The sequence below is a fragment of the Pseudoalteromonas sp. NCCP-2140 genome (genome assembly GCF_023708065.1).
Classification (GTDB): Bacteria; Pseudomonadota; Gammaproteobacteria; order Enterobacterales; family Alteromonadaceae; genus Pseudoalteromonas.
Genome location: NZ_BRCZ01000004.1, coordinates 180,046 through 204,422 on the forward strand (window position 1 = coordinate 180,046; position 24,377 = coordinate 204,422).

Sequence of the window (24,377 nt, forward strand, 5' to 3'; positions counted from 1 at the left end):
TTTCTATTGATTCAATCAGCAAAAAAGTATGGATTTAAACTTAACATCATTTTTTTTCTTGCCTGTTATCTGCAATTTGCCATTTATGAAATATGCCACGTGATATTCATCATTCAGAAGTAATGAGCTTTGGTGGTCGGATCATAGTGATTCGATCAGTTCAACAAATTATGGATAGTAAATATGAAAACTAAATTATCTGTATTAAGCCTAGCCTTATTACCATGTTTAGGTGCTGCACAAATCAGCACACCAGCAAAAACAACCGTCGTTGGTGCAAGTGAAGACTCTGTACTTGTTATGTATAAAAAAGGCACCTCTGCTGCAATGCGTGCCCATGCTCGTAGCTTAGTTAAAGCCACCATCAGCGATATCAACAAAGATGGTGTCGATGATAACTATTCAGCTATTTTGTCTGGCCGTTTAGCTAAATTTAAAATTGCAGGTATGAGCAGCAAAGAAGCTATCAAGCGTCTACAAAACCATGCTGCTATCGAATATGTAGAGCCTGATTATCGCGTATCGATTGCCAGCGTACCTAATGATCCTGATTTTTCTTCGTTGTGGGGTTTACACAACGAAGGTCAAACTGGTGGTGTCGCCGATGCTGACATTGATGCAGTTGAAGCATGGTCAATCTCAACCGGTAGCCGCGAAGTTGTTGTTGGTGTAATTGATACCGGTGTTGATTACAGCCACGAAGATTTAGCTGACAACGCATGGATCAATCCTGGCGAAATCCCGGGTGATGGTATCGATAATGATGGTAATGGTTATATCGATGATGTGCACGGTATTAATGCGATTACCGACTCAGGTGATCCAATGGATGACCAAGGCCACGGTACTCATGTATCGGGCACCATCGGTGCTTCAGGTAACAACGGCACCGGTGTTGTTGGTGTGAACCACGAAGTATCAATTGCGGGCTGTAAGTTCTTAAGTGCAGATGGTACAGGTTCAACTTCTGATGCAATTAAGTGTATCGATTACATGGTTGATCTTAAAAACCAAGGCGTAAATGTACGTGTTTTAAATAACAGCTGGGGTGGCGGTGGCTTTAGCCAAGCACTGGCAGATGCAATTACGGCAAGTGAACAAGCTGATATTCTATTTGTAGCAGCAGCGGGTAACGATGCAGTTGATAACGATCAAAACCCTCATTATCCGTCTAACTACGAGCATGACAGCATATTATCAGTTGCCAGTACTGACAACAGAGATAACATGTCGAGCTTTTCACAATGGGGTTTAACAAGTGTTGATTTAGGCGCACCAGGTAGTGCAATTTTATCAACGGTACCGGGCAATGGTTACGCTAGCTATTCTGGTACATCAATGGCAACACCGCATGTTGCTGGTGCAGCTGCATTAGTGCTTTCGATCAACCCTGATTTATCAGCGCTTGAACTTAAAGAGTTGCTAATGAATAGCGGCGACCAAAATGAAGCGCTGCAAGGCAAAACAGTGTCTGGCAATCGCTTAAATGTGAATCAAGCACTTGAGCAAGCAGATCCAACTCCAAGCTTCAAAATCTCAGTGTCGCCAAGTTCACAGCAAATTACTGCTGGTGAAACTGCAACATATACCTTTGAAATTGGTTCAATCGCCCAGTGGGATGGTGTCGTTAGCCTAGCACTTCAAGCTGATTTAGCGGGCGCAACACTATCGCAAACAGAAGCTGTACCTGGTGATGTAGTTACACTAACGGTACCAACACAAGAAGCAACAGCATGGGGCAGTTATAGTTTTGTTGTTGATGCAACATCAGGTGAGTTAGCTAAACAAAGCAGTGCGTCACTGTTTGTTAACCCTGTTGGCTTAAATGACTTTACTTTCTCAAATGAAACACCAGTGTCTATTCCAGATAACAATGACACGGGTATTGATTCGGTGATTACTGTAGCTGATGAACTTACTGTGTTCTCAACGGATGCAAGTATTGATATTACTCATACTTACATTGGTGATTTAATCGTCACATTAACGTCGCCGCAAGGAACAACTGCAACACTTCACAGCCAATCTGGCGGTGGTGCTGATGATCTAGTACAAAGCTACTCGCTGGCTAACTTTAATGGCGAAGTTGCGACAGGTGATTGGGTACTTAATGTCAAAGACGTACTGTCTGCTGATACCGGTACTTTAAACAGCTGGTCACTGACGTTTAGCGCTATTGGTGAAGTGAGCCCGCAGCCTCCACAAGCTGGCTTTGCATTTGAAACATCAGGTTTAGATGTCACTTTCACTAATACCAGCACAGATAGCAATGACGATATTGTTGCTTGGGCGTGGGATTTTGGTGACGGTGCATCATCAACAGATGCTGATCCTATGCATACTTACGCACAAGCAGGCAGCTATGAAGTGACGCTAACTGCGACAGATAGCGAAGGTCAAACAGATACGTTCACGCAAACGGTTGTGGTATCTGATGTTGAAATTGAGCTATCGGTTAAACGTGCTAACAAAACACGTTTAGGTACTATGCGTGTTGATTTAAGCTGGCAAACTGTGGCTGATCAAGTAAGCATCTACCGTAATGGTGAACTACTTGAAACAGTAGCTGATCGTGGTTTCTATCGCGATGTAGAGCGTAAAGCTGAGTTACCAAGCTATGAATATCAAGTTTGTGTATCTGATACTGTTTGTTCTAACCCAGTGACAGTGTCCTTCGACTAACATTGTTTCACTGCTCAAAGCCCAGTTTCCCCACTGGGCTTTTTTATTTGTATTACAAAATGAAGTTTTCGCTAAAACTGTGTATAATTTGCGCCCTTTAAATATCTATTCACGTGTCGTATTAATGTGGGGTTGTGAGTGAAAGCATTGCTGAAACAGCATGGTGTAATTTTTATTCTTCTAAGTATGCTAACCGGGTTAATGGGGGCATTTGTTAACCCATTGATGAGCTTATTCATTGTCGAAGAGCTGCAAACACCGCCCGTGTATTTAGGTGTTTATATGGTGGCGGTCACCATTACTGGGTTAGTTATTAGTCAGTGGTTAGGTGGCATGGCAGATAAAGGTACCAGTGCGCGAAAGTTATTTATGGTGGCTGTATCAGGTATGGTGTGTGCGTTAGTGACCTTTGCGAATGCCACTGCATTTTGGCAAGTATTGCTCGCAGGCGTGTTGTTTCTTGCGATGGGCAATGCGGCAATTCCGCAAATGATGACCGTGGCAAGACAATGGGCTGGGCGTCAACAGAACATCGACATTACCAGTTTTAATTCCCGTTTACGTGCTGCTATTTCCTTTGCTTGGGTCGGCGGCCCGCCGATTGGTTATTTATTAGCCGCTGGAGGCGAGTTCAGCCGCTCGTTTTACTTTGCTGCGGTGTGTGCCTTGGTTGCACTTATCTTTGCATTTAAGTTTATTCCTGACTACAGCACTAAAAAAACACAACATCTCTCAGAGCCTGCAGCCGCAGCGAGTTTATCATTTTGGTTGTTGGGCTTAGCTATTATGCTTGGCTCAACGGGCAATATTATGTATTCATCGGCACTGCCGCTTTATAGCATTACAGAACTAGGTTTCGCTGAACATACACCGGGGCTGTTTATGGGGGTAGTGGCACTATTAGAAATTCCTATCATGCTGTATGGGGCAAAGCTTGCTAAAAAATACAATAAAGTTGCGATGCTTGCGGTGGCATTTTGTTGTGCAATTGTATTTTATTTAGGGGTGTTTTTTGCCAGCCAAGTATGGCACTTAATCGCGTTGCAAGTTTTAAACGGCCTGTTTTACGGTATTTTTGCGGGCATTGGCTTAACCGTCTTACAAGATCAGCTCCCCGAACGAATAGGGTTTACCTCTGCGTTTTACACGAACGCCATTAAACTTGGTGTTATGTGCGGGGCAGGGGCAACAGGGGTTGTTGCACAGTTTTATAGTTTTAGGTTTGCAACCCTTGGCTCTATGCTAGCTGCAAGCTTAGCCCTTGGCTGCTTAATGTTGTTTAGCTATGTAAAGCGCCAAGAGCAGCAAGGAGCTGTTATGCCAGTACTGCAAGAAGGCCTAGTTGAATAACTAGCTTAAATAGATAAAAAACCGAGCATTGAGCTCGGTTTTTTGATTATGAGTAACTAATCATTAGCTATTAGCCATTAGCCATTAGCCATTAGCGATTTGATCTAGTAAATGCATAACTCGTTCACTGGCTGCTTCCATCTTATTAATGTGATTAATCGCAGCGTCTTTATTGCCAGTTTGCAGCATGACTAACGCTTCAACACCATTGCGATGAACTTCACGATGTGGCTCTTCTAATTGACGAAATGCGTTATGTTGTTTGAAGCCATTTGATTGCTCTGAATTATACCATTTACCTAATCGGCACATGGTGTGATCTGAAAAGTCATCAATCGACTTATTACTTGTGCCATTGGCAACTGAGTAAACTTCACCTTTCCAAACAATGTGGTCCAGTTTTACGGTTTGCACAAATGAGCGTGTGGCTGCATTAATAATGGTTTCTTTCATTGAGCTACAGTGATTCATGATAGAACCATAGTCATTGTTTAGAGTATCAAAACTAGTTGAAAGCTGAGTGTTATTTTGCTGGATATCTTCAACCGAGGTCACCGTTTCGCCAGTTTTATTGATGATCTCTTTAACTAGATCAGATACTTCTTGGGCTGATTTATTGGTGTTGGTTGCAAGTGTACGAACTTCGTCGGCAACAACGCTAAACCCACGACCAGCCTCACCAGCACGGGCAGCTTCGATTGCGGCATTTAGCGCAAGTAAGTTGGTTTGATCAGAAATTTTAGAAATGGTTGATACAAAGGTGTTGATGCTATCGGCCATATCAGACAGACCCGTAATGTTACTGGTCATGCTGCCCATTTTGCCTGCCATACTCGCCATTTCACTGACAATATGTTGCAGGGCATTATTTGAGTCGTTTAATAGTTGGCTTATTTGTAAAGTAACTTGGCTTTCTTCTTCGATAACAAGGTATGAGTCGAGTACAGTTTGGCGTACCCCCTCAATTTGCGTGATACATTCAATCGAACTATTCAATAAGTTGGCAAGGAACAGTTGGTCTGCATCATCAGCTTGCTGATGTAATTTTGCTTCTAAGCGTTCGTTTTCGTCACGTAATACGTGATTGTCGGCTTTAAGTGCCTCAACTTCAGCTAATAGCGCGTTGTATTGATCTTGGAGTAAAGAGTGGCTTTTGCTAGAGACAAACATGTATGTTCCTAATTTATATGGTTAATACCTACCCATGCTGATTATAGATCAAAGTATTAACTTATTATCAGTGTTTTTTATTAGAGAGAGGTTAATTACGACTATTTGATTAAGTGTAGTAGAAAAAATTGGTTATTAAAGCCGAAAAAGCCCAGTAAAAACTGGGCTAAAACGAGGGAGGAGAGTAATTAATAAAAAGAGTATTTTAAAGTAAGCGACGTTGTACGGCCGTTAATAGTACGGGCACGAATAATGTCGTTATCTGGTACTGAGCCTTCTTCTGCTTCGGTGATACCTACGGTGTCGAACAGGTTGTTCACGTTAAGCGATAGACTTAAGTTTTCAGATAGATTGTAACTTACAAAACCATTCACTTGTGTATAGCCATCAAACTCAAGGTCGTTACTGTCTTGTGCGTAAGCATCTGTTGTACCAATAAAGCTCAGACCAGCAGCACCTTTATCAAAGTTGTAAGTTGCCATTAATGAGTAGATTAGGTCAGCTTGACGACGTGGTGTATTACCGACTAACTCTGGCGATAACGCATCTTTAGCAATTTCTGCGTCTGTCCAAGTAAAGTTACCACGGAAATCCCAATCACCTACGTAGTAGGTTGATTCAACCTCAATACCTTTTGCTTCGTACTCGCGGTCAAAGAATTTTTGTGATGTTGCCTCGAAGTTTTGCTCTTCTGTTTCTGCGTAGAATGCTGTTGCAAATACTGATAGCGAATCAAAACGTTTTTTCACACCGATTTCGTATTGGTTTACTTCATCAATTGCATCGGCTTCGGCAACCGAACCATCTGCTTCTACTTTACCGAATAGTAAGCGGTCTGCATTTGCGCGGCCGCCTTTACTTAAACGGGCAAAAGTCGCAAAGCTTGGATCAATTTGGTAGTTTGCACCAATTGAGTATGAGCTGTAGTGCCAGCCGTAGTTAACAATGCTTGGGTTTGCATTATCAATACCAACAACACTTTGCTCAGGAATTGAGATAGTACCGTCGCCATTCATATCAATTGTTGATGTTACGGCACCTGCGTAGTTACCACGCGCTTCACCTGAATCATAGCGAGCACTTGCATCAATGCTTAAATCGCCAAACTTAGTGGCTAAGTTAATGTAAGGTGCGCGAGTTTCGTACTCTGTATCGTAGTTACGTTGACAGCAGTTACCCCAGTAAGGTGTACCATAAGCGTACAAGCCATTATCTGAATAGCTGTCGCCATTCGCAGCGTAAACGTCAAGTAATGCAGCGTTGTCGCCTTTTAGCTCCATAACATATGAGTTCCAAAGCCACGACATATCAATCGATTGGCTTGATGCAAAGTAACCAAAGGTAACGCTGGTGTCATCAGAAAACGACTTAGTGAGCTTAAGGTCATTAACAATTGAACCCATGTCGTTTAGCGTTACATCAAATGTATGAATACGCATTGCTAAATCGTCATCGCCATAGGCTTCGCCTGCTGAACCACCATTTGCATAAACAAGCGATGCACCATCACCAGCAATACTAGAAGCAATAGAGCTTGCGCTTGCAACTTCAGCTGGAATAAGAGAAATAAAGTTACCGCTTACTGATGATGTTCTAAAGCGGTTTTCGATGCGCCAGTCGTTTTCTAAATCAAATGCAGCTTCAAAACCCACTGAGGTAACAACTGGGTTCATACCGTCGGTCATATCGCCTGTGCTGATTTGGTTATCACCATTTAAACGCAGAGTTTGTGTGAAAAGCGCTGAATGCGGCGTATCTGATTGTGCATCAAAACCTGGGATTGAATCGCCATCTGAGTACATAGGCATAGGTAGGTAACCTACGCTCTTATCATCGAGGTGTTTAAAGTAAACACGAACATAACCAGCATCAAATTCTTTAGTTAGGTTTGCCTTAATTTGGCCACCTTTATTTGATGTATAACCGGTTTCACGTGGACCTTCACCTTGGCGAACGAAGCCACCAATGTGATAGCGCACACTGTCGTTTAAATACGTACCATACTCAAAGTCTGTACGAATTGAATCATAATCAAGGCCTACCGTGGTCGATACACTGCCTGATTCGTTCTCACCCGTTTTTGAAATAAAGTTGATGATACCACCTGGGGCATCACTTGCTGCTGTTGATGCTGAGCCACCACGGATTGATTCAACACTTTGCACTGTTGAATCTAAGCGCATGAAAATGTCTGCGTTACCAAAGGCAATATCGCCAAATTGCATAACTGGTAAGCCATCTTCTTGTAGTTGCAAGAATTTAGCACCGCCCGATGCAACCGGTAAACCACGTACCGCGATATTTGCGTTACCTTCACCACCAGTTGATTCTGAACGAACACCCGGGATTGTTCTAAATGCTTCTGCAGTAGAACGAGGTGTTGATACTTCAATTTCAGCTAATGTAACACTGCTAACCGATGAGCTTGATGCCATGATGGTTGTACGGCGTGGTACACCGGTTACAACGATTGTTTCAAGGCCGCTTTTTTTAGCCTCAGGTTGTGCTTGCTCTTCGGCGTGTAAGTTTTGGCTTACTGCTAATGCAAGCGCGCTTAATGTGTAAAGGGCATGTTTGTGTGTTGTCATAATGTGCCTCGTCTCAATCCCAGATGGTTTGTTGTCTAAATTGCTATCTTAATCGATTAAGTAAAGATAACAATAATTTTACACAGTGCAAGTCTTTTTAGCGAAAAACTTGCACAATTTATGTTCGATAATTGATTTTTAACGATTTTTATTTAGTGGCTTAATGCACTGTGCTGCGCTAAAGCTTGCTCAGCAGGGTTTCGTAAGTAGTTATATAGCATGGCTAAAAACAGTAAACATGCGAAACCTGTTGCGAGATAAAAGCCGTAACGAATGTGGCCAAAGTAGTCACTGATCACACCCATTAATAATGGGCCTGCTGCTGCAGAAAGGGCAGTAAAAAACAAAATAACCCCAGCAACTGCACCGTGCTGTTGCACCGCAAAGCAAGAAATACCTTTTGAGTTTAAAGTTGGGTAGATCATCGACATGAATAGCCCAGATAAAGGGAGTAAGAATACCGCCCAATCAACGCCTCCGAAGATTAAGCCTAAATAACACAGTGCAATTCCTAAGCTTAAATACAGCATCGCCGCTTGCCAGCTTAAGTGATTTAACAGCCACACCGCTAAGAAACGTCCTGCAGCGCGTAATATGAAAAACAAGGTCAGTGCATAGGTTGCCAGTAATTGCCAAGGGCCGTTGTAATCGCCAAGTAGAGTAGGCATCCACACATAAATAGCCACTTCGGTTGCAACATAAAGAGCAATTGCTACCGAAAAACCCAATGCATAAGGGTTTTTCATCATACTCATGGTGGTTGCAAGAGAGGCCGGTTTTGCGTGTTCTTCAAGCTTTTTAGGTTTTGGATAATCTGCACGCCAAGCAATTAAGGTTAAAATTAAACATAAAACCCCAGCAATAACGTAAAGGTAGGTCCAGCTTACCTTTTGGGTGATTAAAAAGCTGACAAGGGCAGGGCCTACAATGGCGCCAACACCAAAGAAGCCTTCGACCAAATTCATTGTTTTTGTGTGTTCTAAATTGTTTTTAGAAATATCACCTAACAGCGCCAAGGCGCCGGTTTTAAATAAACCAATAGCAAGGCCAATACAGCTAAGTAACACTACAAATATGCTAAAACTACTGCTAACGGCGAACAGAAAACAACAAATGGTGAATATGCCGAGCCCCAACATGATGGTTTGTTTGCGCCCAAAACTGTCGGCCAAAAAACCTAAAAACAGGCCACTAAAAGCAATAAGTGCCATAGGTGCATAATGGAAAGCACTGGCTTGGGTCATGCTTAAATTAAATTCTTCGATAAGCTCAGGAATGATCATACCAACCGCATCAGAGGTCATCGCAAACATAAAAAACATCATGTATGTCAGCCATCTAATGGTTTGCAAAGGATCGTGTGTTCTATTCATTATTGTATCCCCACCGAAAGGTCTGCGCCTTTACTATGTATATTAGTGTATAAAAACTATAAAAACTGCTTGAATAATTTGCTGTCGTGGTTAAAGATATATCTTAATCGATTAAGTTTCAACTTGGTATTAACAATTATGATCAACAATAAAGTGCAATTAATCACCTACGCAGACCGTATTACCGGTCAAGGTATTGATGAATTAAGTAATTTATTAAATGGCCCACTTAACAATGTGTTTGCAGGTGTACATTTGTTGCCATTTTATAATCCGATTGATGGCAGTGATGCTGGCTTTGATCCTATTGATCATAGTGAAGTAGACTCGCGCCTTGGTAGCTGGGACGATATTAACGTGCTTGGTGCAAACTATGACCTTATGGCTGATTTAATTGTTAACCATGTTTCAGCACAATCTTTCCAATTTAAAGATGTACTTGCGAAAGGCAAGCAATCTGAATTTTGGGATTTATTTTTAACTAAAGACGATGTATTTCCAAATGGCATGTCAGAGGCTGAGCAACAAGCGATTTACCGTCCGCGTCCGGGTAGCTGCTTTACACCTATCGCGTGTGGTGATGGCCAAACCTATGATTTTTGGACCACATTTACCGATAACCAAATTGATATTAATGTGAAATCAACGGCGGGTATCGAGTATTTAAATACGGTGCTTGGCAAATTTGCTGATAATAATGTCAACATTATTCGTTTAGATGCAGCAGGCTATGCGATTAAAGAAGCTGGCACAAATTGCTTTATGTTGGACGAAACGTTTGAGTATTTAAATAAGCTTTCGGCGCAAGCAAATGAAGCGGGTATGGAAACCATTGCTGAGATCCATAGCCATTTTCAAACTCAGGTTGAAGTCGCAAAGCGTGTAAATATGGTTTATGACTTTGCTTTACCACCACTTATTTTACACAGCTTGTTTAGCAATGATGCGCAAGCTTTACTGAATTGGCTAACCATTTCGCCGCGTAACTGTTTAACGGTTCTCGATACCCATGATGGCATTGGCATCATTGACGCAGGCCCAATGGGTGATAAACCGGGTTTATTAAATGCAGCAGAAATTGATAACTTGGTTGAAACCATTCATGAAAAGAGTGAAGGGCAAAGCCGCCTAGCAACTGGTGCAGCAGCAAGTAATGTCGATTTATATCAAGTTAACTGCACATACTACAATGCCTTGGGTGCAGATGACTTTGATTACTTATTAGCGCGTGCAATACAGTTCTTCGCGCCAGGTATTCCACAAGTTTATTATGGTGGCCTGTTCGCTTGTGAAAACGATATGGAATTATTGGCTCGCACCAATGTAGGTCGTGATATCAATCGCCCTTACTTAAATGCGCAAGACATTGATGCTGCGCTTGCTAAACCTGTGGTGAAAGGTTTAATCAAGCTGATTCAATTACGTAATGAGCATCCAGCATTTAACGGTGAGTTTATTGCGAAAGGTGAAGGCAGTGTGTGTCGTTTAAGCTGGCATGATGATACCAGCTCAATCGAGTTAAAAGTTGACTTCGCTAGCCGTGAAGTGATCATTGTCGATCACCGAGACGGCGAACAAAGCATTGTTGATTTGGCTGACTTTTTAGCTTAACTACTTTGACCCAATTGCAGTTGATAGTCGATTTCGGCTGTTTGCTGCTCTTTCGATAGAAACAAGGTCGCAGCAATGCGGCCTTTTTCTTCGCTATTTTGATGGACCGTTGTGAGTTTTGGCACAAATCGTTGGCCTTCATCTATGCCATCAAAACCAACAATTCTGACATCTTCAGGAATCGATAAGCCCATTTTTAATGCTTCGCGCATGGCGGCAAGGGCAATTAAATCACTCATACACAACAACACGTTTGGTCTTGGTGTGCTGCTAAGCGCTTCTTTGGCGGCAATGCTTGCAAAGCGCTCGCTGCTTTCAGGAATATTCCATGTTCTATCTTCACCAAGGGTGATGCCAGCATCGCTGATTGCTTGATGATAACCGCGCAGTCGTTGATGAGCAATCGACTGACCTGCTTCAAACTCATGATGTTCGTATACTCGGCATAATACGTCGTTATCGAGTAAGCGCAGGCCTAAAATAGCAACCCGATCATCATTTTTTTGTAGTGCATGTTTGGCAATATCGAAACTGGCTTGTTGGTTATTTACGTTTACAGAGGCATCACGACCGATGTTAAAATCAACAGTTACAACATGCTTGGCAACCTGTTTTAACTGTTCAACAAGTTGTTTATTACGAGGGCGACCATAACAAATAAAGCCATCAACAAAATCGACTACGCTATTTAGGTTATCGTTGTTACCTGAAAATAATAAAAGATTAATGCCATTTTTTTCGAGCACCGCCGATACGCCGCGCATAAAGCTGCTAGCAACCGGATCTGATACCATATATTCAACGCTGTCTGGCAATACTAAAGCAACAATATTAAAGGTGCCTCGGCGTAATGATTGCGCCGCCTTGTTTGGGCCAAAATAGCCGAGCTTTTTACAGGCCGCCAAAATTTCTTCGCGGCGTGCTTTCGATAATTGATCAGGGCGGTTAAACGCATTTGATACGGTGGCATTTGAAACGCCTAACTCTTGGGCAATACTTTTCAGCGTCCAACTTTTTGGCTTTGTCATTGTAGGTTCTTAATCGATTTACTTAATGGTAAATTACCATATAAAGAGTCGAAAAAAAGTGTTTTTAGTCATAAAAATAGGCGTACCATAAAAGAATGAGTACGAGTGTGAGAAAAAGGCGAATAGTGAGTGATTTCTAAGTTACCAAAATGGGTTGAGATTGGCGCATTTATTTTAGCGCTGGTGGCTGGGTGTGTGAATGCAGTTGGTTTACTTAGCTTTGAGCATCAAGCTGTATCGCATTTATCAGGAACTGCCACCTTGCTTGGCGCAGACCTCATGCATGGCAATAGCCTTGATGCTTTACATTTATTAGGTGTATTACTGTCATTTTTAGTTGGGTCTGGTATTGCTGGGTTCTTGCTGCATAGTTCAGCACTTAAACTAGGTCGTCATTACGACACGGCATTATTGATTGAAGCAGGGCTTTTACTGGGCGCACTTTGGTTATTGTTTAATGGCTCGGGTTACGGGCACTTTTTGGCCTCTGCGGCATGTGGTTTACAAAACGCCTTAGCAACAACTTACAGTGGTGCAATTGTTCGTACCACCCATGTAACGGGTATCTTTACTGATTTAGGTATTATGTTTGGTCGGGTTTTACGTGGCGAGGCGCTTGATAAACGTAAGGCTAAACTGTTCGGCCTAATCATTTTAGGGTTTATTCTTGGCGGCTTAGCAGGGGCATGGTTATTTGCAAAAATGAGCTTTGCGGCGCTTTATGTGCCTAGTGCTATTTGTATTTTACTTGCCTTGACCTATCGTGTTTATTCTCATCGCAATCCAGAACTTAATGGTTAGCGATACTTTTAGGTGTTGCGCCAAAGGCTTGTTTAAACACACGGCTAAAATGGCTTGGGTTATTAAAGCCTAATTGGTAACAAACTTGGCTAATCGCCTCCCCTTTTTCGAGCAGTTTATACGCTTTTTGTAAGCGTAATTGTTGTTGCCAAAGAGCGGGCGTAACACCAAAGGCTAACTTAAATTGCTGATAAAATTTACTGCGGCTCATACAGGCTATCTTACATAACACATCAATATCAATATTCTCAGCAAGATGCTGTTCTATATAGCTTACTACATGGCTTAATGGGGTTGCGAGCTTGCCTTGCTTACAACTTGCTATCATTAAGTCTCGGCTTTGCTGCTGTAACAGACGGGTTATGAGTTCATTAAGTGATAAATCAATTAAGTAATCGCGGTGTTGCTCATTTTCGCTAAATAGAGTGATCATGCGCTCCAGCAGTTGTTGAGTTTGCGGATTATGCTGGGCGTGCACTAACTTGGCTTGATATTGGAAAAAGTCATCCTGGGTAATTTGCTGGTTAAAATTAAGCGCATCAACTACTTGGCTTATTTTATCGGTACTGATTTCAATCGCTAAACAGGTTGTTGGCTGATTGAGAGATGCATTGGGAAAATCGATTAGCACCCCTTGCTCTGGGGCAAGTACAAATGACTGGTTTGGTAAAAACTCTTCATGATAATCACTGTCGGCGACATGCATGATTTTTTTACCGCTGATCATGCCGCAAAATAATAATTCAGTGGAATGTAACGCCACTTTTTGGGCATCTAAATAGGTGTCGTAAATACTTAATTCCGCATGTTCGCCCGCAAAACTGACTTTATTTTCAATAAGCACATCAATACGTTGTCGTTTTTTATCTAAACTTCTATTGCTAACTGATGTGTTCATTGTTGCCTCGCTGTCGTCCTAAATTCTGGACAAATAGTCAAAAAGTCTGGACTAGGAATCAAGTGTGTTTTCAGTAACTGAGCTAACTTCAATTGTTAGCGGTTCATTAAACAATAACCTACCGCATGATTTAGTCAATGCTAAATAAAACACAACAATTTGAAGAGAGAACACATTATGATTTATGCAAATCCAGGTAGTGAAGGCGCAAAAGTTAACTTTAAAGCGCAGTATGAGAATTATATTGGTGGCCAATGGGTTGCCCCTGTAAAAGGAGAATACTTTGAAAACATCAGCCCAGTAAACGGTAAAGTGTTTTGTAAAGTACCTCGTTCATCAAAAGAAGATATCGAACTGGCACTTGATAAAGCCCACGATGCAAAAGCGGCATGGGGAACTACGTCGGTCACCGAGCGTAGCAATATCTTATTAAAAATTGCCGATCGTATTGAACAAAACCTAGAAATGCTGGCAGTGGCCGAAACCTGGGATAACGGTAAAGCAATTCGTGAAACACTTGCGGCAGACGTGCCACTCGCGGCTGATCACTTTCGCTATTTCGCAGGTTGTGTGCGCGCGCAAGAAGGTTCAATCGGTGAGATAGATGAAACCACGGTTGCTTATCATTTTCATGAACCACTGGGTGTAGTAGGGCAAATTATTCCTTGGAATTTCCCATTGTTAATGGCGGCATGGAAACTTGCACCAGCCCTTGCTGCGGGTAACTGTATTGTTTTAAAACCAGCTGAACAAACGCCAGCATCTATATTAGTGCTGCTTGAAGTGATTGGTGACTTATTGCCTGCAGGTGTTCTAAATGTGGTAAACGGCTATGGTAAAGAAGCGGGTGAAGCGCTGGCAACCAGTACTCGAATTGCGAAGATTGCCTTTACAGGTTCAACGCCAGTGGGTTCACATATCTTAAAATGCGCTGCTGATAATATTATTCCTTCGACGGTTGAGCTAGGTGGTAAATCGCCAAATATCTTCTTCAACGATGTAATGGAAAAAGACGATGAGTTTTTGAGTAAGGCGATTGAAGGGGCTGTACTTGCGTACTTTAACCAAGGTGAAGTGTGTACGTGTCCATCGCGTTTATTTATTCAAGAAGATATTTACGAGCAATTTATTGAACGTGTTCTTGCCCGAACTCTACAAATTAAACGGGGTAATCCACTTGATACCGAAACCATGGTGGGTGCTCAAGCATCACAAGCTCAGTTTGATAAGATCCTAAGTTACATCGAAATTGGTAAACAAGAAGGAGCCGAAGTGCTTGCGGGCGGCGAAGTCGAGCAACTGTCTGATGAGTTTAATGGCGGTTACTACATTCAACCAACGCTATTAAAAGGCACTAACGACATGCGTGTGTTCCAAGAAGAGATTTTTGGCCCGGTTATTTCAATGTCGACTTTTAAAGATGAAGACGAAGCGTTAGCCCTTGCTAATAGCTCTGAGTTTGGCTTAGGTGCAGGTGTATGGAGTCGAAACATGAACCGTGCTTATCACTTTGGTCGTAAGATTGAAGCGGGTCGTGTTTGGACCAACTGCTATCACATGTACCCTGCGCATGCTGCGTTTGGCGGCTATAAAAAGTCAGGCATAGGTCGCGAAACACATAAACTCGCCCTTGATCATTACCAACAAACTAAAAACCTATTAGTAAGTTACAGTGAGAATCCACTGGGCTTCTTTTAAAAGCAATTTCTTATTGTTGTCGAAACTACCCAAACGCCACATCTAGTGGCGTTTTTATTTTATAGCGGGCATAAAAAAGCCTGGCGAACACACAAGCCAGGCTTTTCGACAACAATTTGGTTGAGTCACCGCAAGTGCAGTGACTCGGAATAAAAAAGCTTAGAGAACACACAAACTAAGCTTTTGACAACAATTTAGTTGAGTCACCGCGTGTGCAGTAACTCGGAATAAAAAAGCTTAGAGAACACACAAACTAAGCTTTTGACAACAATTTAGTTGAGTCACTGCGTGTGCAGTAACTCGGAATAAAAAAGCTTAGAGAACACACAAACTAAGCTTTTGACAACAATTTGGTTGAGTCACCGCAAGTGCAATGACTCGGAATAAAAAAGCTTAGAGAACACACAAGCTAAGCTTTTGACAACAATTTGGTTGAGTTACCGCGTGTGCAGTAACTCGGTATATAAAAAGCCCAGAGAACACACAAGCTAGACTTTTTGTGACAACAATTCGGTTAGCGCAAACACTCTCAATGGTGTGAAGCTGTTTAGCTTAAAAGCGCTGATGGGTTAACTTTAGAGTAATCCTTCTAAACCGACAAACGATTAAAATAAACCTGATAGATGAATTTTTTTAATCTATTAGCATGTGAAGTACTTTTTATTGCCACAACAATGCCTTAGTGATTAAATAGGGTGCTTTTTAAACATAATAACTATTTAAAATGGATTTTTATGAAACGCTTGACGCTTTACTCATCACTCATCTTTACAGCTCTAAACTTTTCAAAAAACGCCAGTCAGTTTACTAGACCTGTTTATGTGATTGTGCCAAGACAATGTGCCAGTGCTTGTTCAAATGATAGCTGAGTTGTAATTAAGCAGTATCTTTAGCAAAGAGTTTGGTAGACCCCTGAGGGGAGTTGAAGTGTTGACCTTGCGTAAAGAAGAACAACACTTTTTAAATTAAATTGTATATTAACAAGCTAATTCTGTAGCAGGCTCTTCTGCTAACCAGTTTAGAGCTGCTGTTTTTGACTTAAATACACTCATTACCATGCCAGCTCGTTTATACAAATTGCAGTAGGTATCACTCAACAAGCTACCGCCTTCAAGCCCTTCTTTTATAACTAAAGCTGTTTTGGCCGTGCGATGCCTTTTCGTCTAAGCTTAACAAAATACACCATTAGTTTTTCAAGCGCCCCGGGGGTTGCCATGCATGAGTTTTCAAACTCAACCAACTCAAACCATTGACCATAATCAGCGCTGAGCTTATTGATGTAATCTTTTTGCATAAAAGAGTGCGCGTCAATAATCTCTTCGTTGAAAGGCCCTGTGGCAGTAGTTAGTAGCGTACGTTCACGCTGATAAAATTCGACAAGACCATGGGGTTTAAAATCTTTGAATGGATAATGGTTGGTTGATACTTTTTTATGCATCCGTTCAATCCCTGAATACTTATTGAGCTATTGATGATAGCAGTGAAATAAATTAATTCAATCTTTAGGTTTAATTGGTCGTTAAAATAATAATAAAAGTATTAGTTTGGTTACCAAGTAGACCCCGCCTGAATGTAAATTGCATTCTGCTCAGGGCCATGGGCTACATCTAAGCCGATACTAATACCGTAATGTTCATCAATTAAATAGCGAAAGCCTGCACCCACAGTATCTATGGTTTCAGCCTTCGATAAGTCAGAAAAGTTATCGGCCGCCCAGCCCATGCCAGTAAACACATTGAGCTTTATTTTATGAGTGATTTTATAGCTCGCTTCTGCTTCGGTAACAAATACATCAAGGCCTTGATAGCGAGTTGCAGACACACCGCGAAGACTAATACTTGGCGGAATATATACCGGTAAGCGTTTTTCACCACGGTTGTTAACTGAGTCATACTGCATGCGCAGAGCAAAGTTGAATTTATCGGTGTAACGCCAGTAATTTAAGGCGGTAAGCTTTAAGCTCGTGTAATCAACTTTACTGCCAATAGCCTCATCATAATATAAATATTCGGCCTTATAATTAAAACCGCGCTCAGGGTTAAGGGGGTTATCTCGGCTATCGTATTCTATTAATGGACCAATACCTGACGTATTTACATCAAGTGAAAGGTGGTCCTTGATTATATTGTTTTCGAGTAGAAAATCTTCGATAGGGTTTTCGGCCAAGCTTATTTCTACTTGACGATAAATCTGTTTAAAGCCGTAAAAAAAGTTACTGTCGTCATAGCGTAATTTAAGGTTTTGAAATACCGCAGGGCCTTCAATATTCAGCGATAATGGTGTGAGTAATTGAATTTCATCAAAGGTATAAAAATCAAGGTTTATACTCGCCCAGCCAACAATCCCTTGATAGCGAATACGGTCTTCATCCCAAAACGTAATATGACCAACAGCGCCGCCTTTGGTGCCATTTTTAGTGCCCATGAGGCCAACCAAACTTATACTTTGTGGCAGAGTAGAGCCGTCTTTTTTCTTCTTTTTAGCTTTCTTTTCGTTGTCATGAAAAAATAAGCCAACAACACCAAGACCAGGCCCTACAGCTGGCTCTGTAATAAAAGTCGGAATAGGTAAAAATGAAATGGGCTCATCAACTTTTTGCTGTTGATTACTTAATTGCTGCTCAGCAGGTTTTATTGCATATTCATCGTAACTTGATGCAACGCCTTGTGTGCTTAACAAACTTGCTGCAAGCATAGCTATTAATACAACTTTTTTCACTTAATCCCTTACCTTGTTGTTTATTCTTTATTTCACATTTTAATTTATAGCTGATAATTAAATTCTAGACGATGATCACCATCTATAAAGTCAACGTTTTCATTCCAATTTGCGAAATAGCGTAGATTCATACGCGGGTTAATTTGATAACTTGCTGCAAACTCATGGGTTAAAATATCACTTTGGTTTAGACCATAGTAGTGGTCTTTATAGTTATCGCTACCACCGATAGTTGTTAGCCAAAATGGATTGTAATTAAGCCAAATTTTATCGTTAATGGTTATTTTTGCGTACATACCCACTAAACCATAGGCTCCCATAATGGAATAACCACTGTCACGACTACCATCATCTTCTAACGTATTTTCACCGAGCGATGCACCCACACCAGCTAACGGGTAAAACGTAAAACGTCCCATAGGTTTTAGTGCTTTTATATAGCTATACGAAACATCCATGCTTTCGTCAGCAACAAGGTTGGCATTGAGGTTATAGCTAGCATCAATCTGCGTTGCACTCATAGTGCTTAAATCAACTGAGAAGTTTCGAAAGCGAAATGAGTCTATTGAATCCGTCGTTTTGCTATCGCTCTCCCAGCCTAGCGCATCGCCATATATGCCTTTAACTTCAATCACATTCATGCCGGCAGTTGTTGCTATACCCGTATCGTATGCTTGACCTACTTTAAGGTTAATACCTTTGTTTGTTGCGCCAACACCTACTTGAGTGTAAACGGCCAGAGGGTCTGACATGTCTTGTACTTCTTTTTGCTCAGCCGCATGGCTCGAGGCTGCAATCATAAGCGTTAGTAAAGAGGGGAATCGAAGAGAAGTCATGTGTTTTCCTTACACAAAAGTTTGAAAAATTAGTGTTTTTTTAGTTTATATAAGTTGAAATTAGGTGCTTTTAGCTTAATAAATTCTCGACTTCAGCCTCTAAAGAGGCATCAATTTATTCCTTTCAAAAATAAAAATAGCATAAAAATAGTGACAAATGCGAGAACAAAAATTGAACAAGCCTCAGCAAATACAACGAAGCTCTCAAAAAGCACTTTAGTAACAATTTATATTAATTTATCAACTGGTTAATGAAAATGTGTGATGTTTGTGGAAATTTGATTTAAATCGTTTTTGCCGCTTTTAGAGACTAGACTGGTTTGTTTTTTAATCTATACTAAAAGCTGCTCATCTAGAGTAAAAAGTACTATTAATGAAAAGGGATGATTTATGAAAAAACTAATAGCGGCGGCTATTTGTGGCTTAGTTTCAACGGTAAGCCTTGCTGCAAATAAACCGAACGTATTAGCCATCATGGTTGATGACGTTGCGCCAATCTCACTCAGTGCATACTCGCACGGTATGACCTACCCAACCCCCAATATTGATCGCATTGCTAACGAAGGTGCATTGTTTACAGATCACTATGCACAACCAAGTTGTACAGCGGGTCGTGCTGCGTTTTTAATGGGGCAATTACCAATTCGAACAGGCTTAACAACGGTAGGCCAACCGGGTAACCCTCTCGGTATTAAAGAAGCCGATCCTACCTTAGCTGAATTTTTAAAAGATCGCGGTTATATGACTGCGCAATTTGGTAAAAACCACTTAGGTGATTTAGATGAGCACTTACCAACAAAGCATGGCTTTGATGAATTTTACGGTAACTTGTATCACCTCAATGTATCTGAAGAACCTGAACAAGCGGATTACCCAAAAGATCCTGAGTTTGTGAAAAAGTTTGGTCCACGTGGTGTTATCGAATCTTACGCCAATGGCAAAATTATCGATACAGGCCCGCTTACTCGCAAACGTATGGAAACCTTTGACGAAGAAGTGTTAGAGCGCTCACTTAACTTTATGGAACGTGCAGTTAAGGCGAAAAAGCCATTCTTTATTTGGCATGCGTCTAGTCGTATGCACGTTTACACACATTTAAAACCAGAAAGCCGTAATTTAGCGACGGGTATTAGCTCTGAAGAAGACGTATTTGGTAGTGGCCTGATTGAACATGATGGCCATGTTGGCAAGCTGCTTGATAAACTTGATGAGCTAAAAATTGCCGATAACACAATTGTTATTTACACCAGTGATAATGGCCCTGAGCAATCAAGCTGGCCAGATGCAGGTACAACTGAATTCCGCGGTGAAAAAATGACAACCTGGGAAGGGGGCGTGCGTGTGCCTTTCTTAGTTCGTTGGCCAAACAAAATACCTAAAGGCCTAAAGCTAAATGGTATTTCTTCACATGAAGATGTTTTCCCAACTGTTGCTGCTGCACTAGGTGAAAAGAACTTACGAGAAAAGCTTAAAAAGTCAGACAAAGTGTATATTGATGGTGAAAACAACCTAGCTTACTGGACTGGTAAGGCGGATAAGTCTGCACGTAATTATTTCTTCTATTACTATGAGTCTCAGCTTACAGCAGTTCGTTTTGGCCCTTGGAAAATGCACTTTGCGACTAAACCAAATGGTTTATATTACGAAGACATGGTAACTCACAGCATGCCTAAACTATTTAACTTACGTAAAGATCCATTAGAGCACTATGATGGAGTAACAGGTTTCCACCAAATCATGCGTAAGAGTTGGTTGCTACAGCCAATCATTGCTAAGTTAAACGAACATGTACAATCTTTTGTAGAGTTCCCACCGCGTCAAGAGTCTGCGTCTCTTAACGTGAATGAAGCAATCGAAAAAGCAAAATCACTAAACTATGGTCATTAATTACTAATCATAAGTTAAGTTGAAAGGGCCTACTTGGCCCTTTTTTAATGCTTAATGATTAATACTATTCATCATTTCGAGCTGTTTCACAAACTGCTCAATTTGCTGGTTACCCGGTACCAAGCGGGCTAGGTTTCTGGCATAAAACAGCGCTTGGCTGTAGTTTTCTTCTGCCACATACCACTGCGCCAAACTGTAGCTGATATCTGGGTTATTAGGTGTTAGATTAAAAGCGCGCTCAAGGGCTGATATTGCAGCTGGCATATTGCCTAAATCTTGTAATAGCAGTGCGTAGGTAAACTGATAGTTTGCATTTTCTTGTGCAAACTGCGCGGCTTTTTGTAAGTGTGTAAGGGCGGTGTCTTTTTGTTTTGTGCGAATAAGGCTCATTGCAAAGGCATAATGAATATCGCCGCTTTCTGCGTTAACGTCTAAGCCTTGTTTCAAGATGGCTTGCGCTGCTTTTTCATCGCCTTGGTTGCGATATAAATCAGCTAAATTGACATAAGCAGGAGCAAAAATAGGCTCAACACTGATTGCTTGTAGGTAATGTGCTTTAGCTTGCGCTGGCTTTTGTAGTGTGAGTGCCAGATTACCTAAATTGGTATGGGAATAGCCACGCTCTGCTTGGTACTCTTGAATGCCTTTGTACTCACCAAGGGCTGAATTTAAACGTTTGCTGTCTTGCTCATTAAGACCCGCCGGAAAGGGCTGAGTTAACATACCTGCAAGTGCTCTTGCTGCTTCAGCTCTGATTGGTAAATGCTCATCATCTAAAAGCGGGTTTAATAAACGCCAGCGCTGATTGATATCAAATGGCATGGCCGCCTCAATGGCTGCTTGGCGTTTTAATGGTTCGCTGTCTTTTACTGAGCGAGCAATCGCAACGACAGCGTTGTTATCAGGGCTTGTGGCTAAACGGCTTAATGCTGAAGCGCGAATAATGTCAGGAAAGCCTTTATCTTGCACGATTTTGGTCAGCATGGTTGAGGCATTTGGTAAACGGTTATCGGCGGCATAAAACGCCTCAGAAAAATGCGCAGTGCCAAGGTGTTTTGAATGTGGATGCCAGTCTTTTATTTTGCCAACCGCCCACTGCGGCGTCTTATCTTCATGGCAGCTATTACAAGCATTTGGAGCATTGGTTTTTAATGTTAAATCTGGGCGTGGTACCCGAAAGCTGTGGTCGCGCCTTGCATCAACTTGCATATAGGTGGTGGCAGGCATATGACAATCAACACATTGGCTACCAGTACTTGCCACTTTGTGACCGTGATGTTTCGGCGTATCGAACACTTCTTGGCTATGACATTGCGTACAGGTTTGATTGCCCGGTAGCTTTAATTTACCCGAATGAGGGTTGTGACAGTTACTACAGGTAACTCCCGCGTTGAACATTTTACTTTGTAAAAATGAACCCCATACATAGTCTTCATCCCACACTTGACCATCAACATGATAAAGCTCAGGAGTGAGTAATGAGCCTTGAAAGCTTTGTAAAAAACTATGTGGGTCTTTGCGGTCATCAAGCTGTGAGCGCCGAGCATGGCAGGTTGCACACACTTGCACTTGGTCGCTTTTTACCAGAGGCTGCACGCTTTGCATACTGCCATCGGCTTTTTGGGTAAACAGCGGAGTTTGCTTTTTAATATTATGAGTAAAGCCCTTATCGGCAATACTGCTATCGCCATCAGCCCATTTTAAATGAGCTTGTGGATCGCCATGACACGCTTTACAGCTCACGTTAATGCTTGAATAACTCGAATCAAAGCTATTCGTTTTAAGGTTAAATTGCTTTTTGAAATCAGTTGAGTGGCAATCGGCACACATATGATTCCAGTTTTGGCCTTTTTGCGACCAATGAAATAGGTCGTGTTTTTTCTGCTCAGGGTGCAGTACGAACCAGCGCTGACCGCCGTCTGTTTTACTGCGCGAGTCCCATGCAAATGGAAACAGCTGAATATGACCTTGGCCCATATCAAACATGTATTGCTGCAATGGCTCATAGCCAAATGTGTATAAAACCGGGTAATCAGTCAGCTTGCCATCAAGGTTTGGCATGCTTATAAAAAGTTGTTGGTCTTGTTGATAAAAGCGCGCTTGCTGGCCTTGATAGTCGAGGGTTTGTTCGTTGAAATTACCAAGCACCGTAGTGGGAGTGGCTTTTTCCATAGCATGAAAATGATGGGATGTTTGCCAGTCTTCAACTTGGCTTTGATGACAGTTAATACACTGGGGTTCTGCAAACGCATTAAATGCGAAAAAGCTGCATAACAGCCAAGCCAATCTTATCACTGAATAAATCCTTTTTATTTTTACCACATGCACTTAGAGTTATATCAGTTTGTTACTGATAAGCAAAGTCGGCTTATTAAAACGAGGGTATAAAAAAGCCCGAGAAACTCGGGCTTAGTAAGTTATAAACTTTTCTTCGGTGGCAGCGCGACGTTAGCAAAGATAAGCCCCGCCACTAATGACATGAAAATTAAAAAGGTTTGTTGGCCAATATGGTCTGCATAAACGAAATCTTGGCCTTCAATAAGTGAGTTCAAGCCAATATAGGTTTTACTACCAGGTACCAATACGATTAGTCCTTGCATAGCTACAATTGAGGCTGGAGCATTAACAACGCGGTTGAATAAGTTGCTAAAAACGCCCACGGCTAATGCGCCTACAAATGTGCCTAATGTGTAGTCTAGGTACATGGCTGAACCAATACTTGTACCATACGCTATAAAGCCAGATGCAATAGACCAAACAGCATGCTTTAGCTTGGTTCTAAAAATCACGATTAGGCTGCTACATAGCATGAATATAGCTAGCCAAGCTGTCCATTTAGGTAAAGGCTCGGGTTGCACAAAGTCACTTTGACCAAAAATAGCAAAACCAATACCAATACCAATAAAGGCGCCAAAATACAGTTTAAACAGAAGCATGAATGAGTCCATCACCCGAGCCGTACCAGATACTAAATGTCTTGCCGCTAACTCTGCCAAACCTAGGGCTAATGCTAAGCCGGGTATAAACACAATGATGGCAGAAAGTACCACTAGTCGTATGTTAATTTGGGCGTCAATATAGACACTAATAGCACAGGCTATAATCGCCGATACGATGGCAACTAATGGTTCAAGCATATGGGCAACACGTTTAGAGCGTGTTGACCAAAGTACAAATAAATACACCACTAAGGTAATAAGTGCTGACCAAAATACATCATTCCAGCTAGTACCCATCAACATGGCAAATGCACCACCTGAGGTTGCAAACGCAACGCCAGTCATAAATTTATTATATGGGTTTGGCATGGTGTAAATAATATCGAGCTGTTTATCGACCTCTTGTAGCGTCAGCTCGCCATTAAGCATTTTGTTTACTAAGTCATCGGTATCTGCCAGCGAGCCTAAGTCATGATCGCCCGGATCAACACGCGCAACATGGGTGTACTCTTCTTCGTGCCCATCTGTCCAAATAACAAATGTCACTGATGTTGGCGACATAACAAAAGATGATTTCAAACCGAGGTAAGTCGCAACTTCCATTAAGTGTGCTTCTAGTCGGTATGCAGGTGTACCGTATTTATGAAGCATTTTGCCAAGCTTCACGATAAATTTTCGTTTTTCAGTAAACGTTGCGGTTTTCAAAGGCGTTTTGAACCAAAGGTTAAATTGTTCAGTTAAGGATAGACCAAAATTCAATAAGATATAGTCCAATAGCTAGACTATATCGCTTAAATT

16 protein-coding genes are annotated in these 24,377 nt (G+C 41.6%); 6 read left to right on the plus strand and 10 right to left on the minus strand.

The annotated features are described in order from the left end of the window. Positions 1-183: 183 nt before the first annotated feature. Together NFU46_RS10050 and NFU46_RS10055 are read left to right on the plus strand one after the other, a co-directional pair. Entirely contained in the window at positions 184-2,682 is a 2,499-nt protein-coding gene (locus tag NFU46_RS10050) for a S8 family serine peptidase (protein WP_251601558.1), read from the plus strand. 138 nt (positions 2,683-2,820) lie between these two features. Next, complete coding sequence (locus NFU46_RS10055; protein WP_251601560.1) at positions 2,821-4,032, plus strand: sugar efflux transporter; 1,212 nt, start codon at positions 2,821-2,823, stop codon at positions 4,030-4,032. Between the two features lie 84 nt (positions 4,033-4,116). Here NFU46_RS10055 and NFU46_RS10060 read toward each other — a convergent pair whose 3' ends face one another. The 3 genes from NFU46_RS10060 to NFU46_RS10070 form a co-directional block, all read right to left on the minus strand. Then, a complete protein-coding gene (locus tag NFU46_RS10060; protein WP_175081686.1) occupies positions 4,117-5,202 on the minus strand; it encodes a methyl-accepting chemotaxis protein in 1,086 nt (361 codons plus the stop codon). Positions 5,203-5,390: 188 nt separating this feature from the next. After that, positions 5,391-7,790 carry a TonB-dependent siderophore receptor gene (locus tag NFU46_RS10065; protein WP_251601562.1) on the minus strand — a complete coding sequence of 800 codons (2,400 nt, stop codon included), beginning with the start codon at positions 7,788-7,790 and terminating at the stop codon, positions 5,391-5,393. Between the two features lie 152 nt (positions 7,791-7,942). Beyond that, entirely contained in the window at positions 7,943-9,163 is a 1,221-nt protein-coding gene (locus tag NFU46_RS10070; protein ID WP_251601564.1) for a sugar MFS transporter, read from the minus strand. A 138-nt stretch (positions 9,164-9,301) separates the two neighbouring features. On the opposite strand from NFU46_RS10070, the gene gtfA reads away from it, so the two are divergent. Further along, entirely contained in the window at positions 9,302-10,774 is a 1,473-nt protein-coding gene (gene gtfA / locus NFU46_RS10075) for a sucrose phosphorylase (RefSeq protein ID WP_251601566.1), read from the plus strand. Here the strand turns inward: gtfA and NFU46_RS10080 are convergent. Then, a complete protein-coding gene (locus tag NFU46_RS10080) occupies positions 10,771-11,802 on the minus strand; it encodes a LacI family DNA-binding transcriptional regulator (RefSeq protein ID WP_251601568.1) in 1,032 nt (343 codons plus the stop codon). The genes gtfA and NFU46_RS10080 overlap by 4 nt on opposite strands. A gap of 129 nt (positions 11,803-11,931) precedes the next feature. On the opposite strand from NFU46_RS10080, the gene NFU46_RS10085 reads away from it, so the two are divergent. Continuing rightward, positions 11,932-12,603: a YoaK family protein gene (locus tag NFU46_RS10085; protein ID WP_250660881.1), complete on the plus strand. Its 672-nt coding sequence runs from the start codon at positions 11,932-11,934 to the stop codon at positions 12,601-12,603. Here the strand turns inward: NFU46_RS10085 and NFU46_RS10090 are convergent. Beyond that, positions 12,593-13,501: an AraC family transcriptional regulator gene (locus tag NFU46_RS10090; RefSeq protein WP_054562517.1), complete on the minus strand. Its 909-nt coding sequence runs from the start codon at positions 13,499-13,501 to the stop codon at positions 12,593-12,595. The genes NFU46_RS10085 and NFU46_RS10090 overlap by 11 nt on opposite strands. 177 nt (positions 13,502-13,678) lie before the next feature. On the opposite strand from NFU46_RS10090, the gene NFU46_RS10095 reads away from it, so the two are divergent. Then, positions 13,679-15,199, plus strand: a complete 1,521-nt coding sequence (locus NFU46_RS10095; RefSeq protein WP_063701273.1) for an aldehyde dehydrogenase family protein — start codon at positions 13,679-13,681, stop codon at positions 15,197-15,199. Positions 15,200-16,328: 1,129 nt separating this feature from the next. On the opposite strand, the gene NFU46_RS10100 is transcribed toward NFU46_RS10095, so the two are convergent. The 3 genes from NFU46_RS10100 to NFU46_RS10110 form a co-directional block, all read right to left on the minus strand. Beyond that, complete coding sequence (locus NFU46_RS10100; protein ID WP_251601571.1) at positions 16,329-16,637, minus strand: hypothetical protein; 309 nt, start codon at positions 16,635-16,637, stop codon at positions 16,329-16,331. Between the two features lie 110 nt (positions 16,638-16,747). Further along, complete coding sequence (locus tag NFU46_RS10105; RefSeq protein WP_251601573.1) at positions 16,748-17,917, minus strand: BamA/TamA family outer membrane protein; 1,170 nt, start codon at positions 17,915-17,917, stop codon at positions 16,748-16,750. Positions 17,918-17,961: 44 nt separating this feature from the next. Beyond that, positions 17,962-18,753, minus strand: coding sequence for a hypothetical protein (locus NFU46_RS10110; RefSeq protein WP_251601575.1), 792 nt, complete (start codon positions 18,751-18,753; stop codon positions 17,962-17,964). A 390-nt stretch (positions 18,754-19,143) separates the two neighbouring features. Here NFU46_RS10110 and NFU46_RS10115 point away from each other — a divergent pair, with 390 nt between their 5' ends. Beyond that, positions 19,144-20,640 carry an arylsulfatase gene (locus tag NFU46_RS10115; RefSeq protein WP_251601577.1) on the plus strand — a complete coding sequence of 499 codons (1,497 nt, stop codon included), beginning with the start codon at positions 19,144-19,146 and terminating at the stop codon, positions 20,638-20,640. Positions 20,641-20,691: 51 nt separating this feature from the next. Here NFU46_RS10115 and NFU46_RS10120 read toward each other — a convergent pair whose 3' ends face one another. After that, a complete protein-coding gene (locus NFU46_RS10120; RefSeq protein WP_251601579.1) occupies positions 20,692-22,935 on the minus strand; it encodes a CDC27 family protein in 2,244 nt (747 codons plus the stop codon). A gap of 122 nt (positions 22,936-23,057) precedes the next feature. Then, positions 23,058-24,284 carry a threonine/serine exporter ThrE family protein gene (locus tag NFU46_RS10125; protein ID WP_082401625.1) on the minus strand — a complete coding sequence of 409 codons (1,227 nt, stop codon included), beginning with the start codon at positions 24,282-24,284 and terminating at the stop codon, positions 23,058-23,060. Between the last annotated feature and the right edge of the window lie 93 nt (positions 24,285-24,377).

Excerpts from the sequence above, each read along its gene's own strand:
- NFU46_RS10060 (WP_175081686.1), bottom strand. The coding sequence starts at position 5,202 with ATGTTTGTCTCTAGCAAAAGCCACTCTTTACTCCAAGATCAATACAAC.
- NFU46_RS10070 (WP_251601564.1), bottom strand. The coding sequence starts at position 9,163 with ATGAATAGAACACACGATCCTTTGCAAACCATTAGATGGCTGACATAC.
- NFU46_RS10115 (WP_251601577.1), top strand. The coding sequence starts at position 19,144 with ATGAAAAAACTAATAGCGGCGGCTATTTGTGGCTTAGTTTCAACGGTA.
- NFU46_RS10090 (WP_054562517.1), bottom strand. The coding sequence starts at position 13,501 with ATGAACACATCAGTTAGCAATAGAAGTTTAGATAAAAAACGACAACGT.
- NFU46_RS10080 (WP_251601568.1), bottom strand. The coding sequence starts at position 11,802 with ATGACAAAGCCAAAAAGTTGGACGCTGAAAAGTATTGCCCAAGAGTTA.
- gtfA (WP_251601566.1), top strand. The coding sequence starts at position 9,302 with ATGATCAACAATAAAGTGCAATTAATCACCTACGCAGACCGTATTACC.
- NFU46_RS10065 (WP_251601562.1), bottom strand. The coding sequence starts at position 7,790 with ATGACAACACACAAACATGCCCTTTACACATTAAGCGCGCTTGCATTA.
- NFU46_RS10110 (WP_251601575.1), bottom strand. The coding sequence starts at position 18,753 with ATGACTTCTCTTCGATTCCCCTCTTTACTAACGCTTATGATTGCAGCC.
- NFU46_RS10095 (WP_063701273.1), top strand. The coding sequence starts at position 13,679 with ATGATTTATGCAAATCCAGGTAGTGAAGGCGCAAAAGTTAACTTTAAA.
- NFU46_RS10050 (WP_251601558.1), top strand. The coding sequence starts at position 184 with ATGAAAACTAAATTATCTGTATTAAGCCTAGCCTTATTACCATGTTTA.
- NFU46_RS10100 (WP_251601571.1), bottom strand. The coding sequence starts at position 16,637 with ATGCATAAAAAAGTATCAACCAACCATTATCCATTCAAAGATTTTAAA.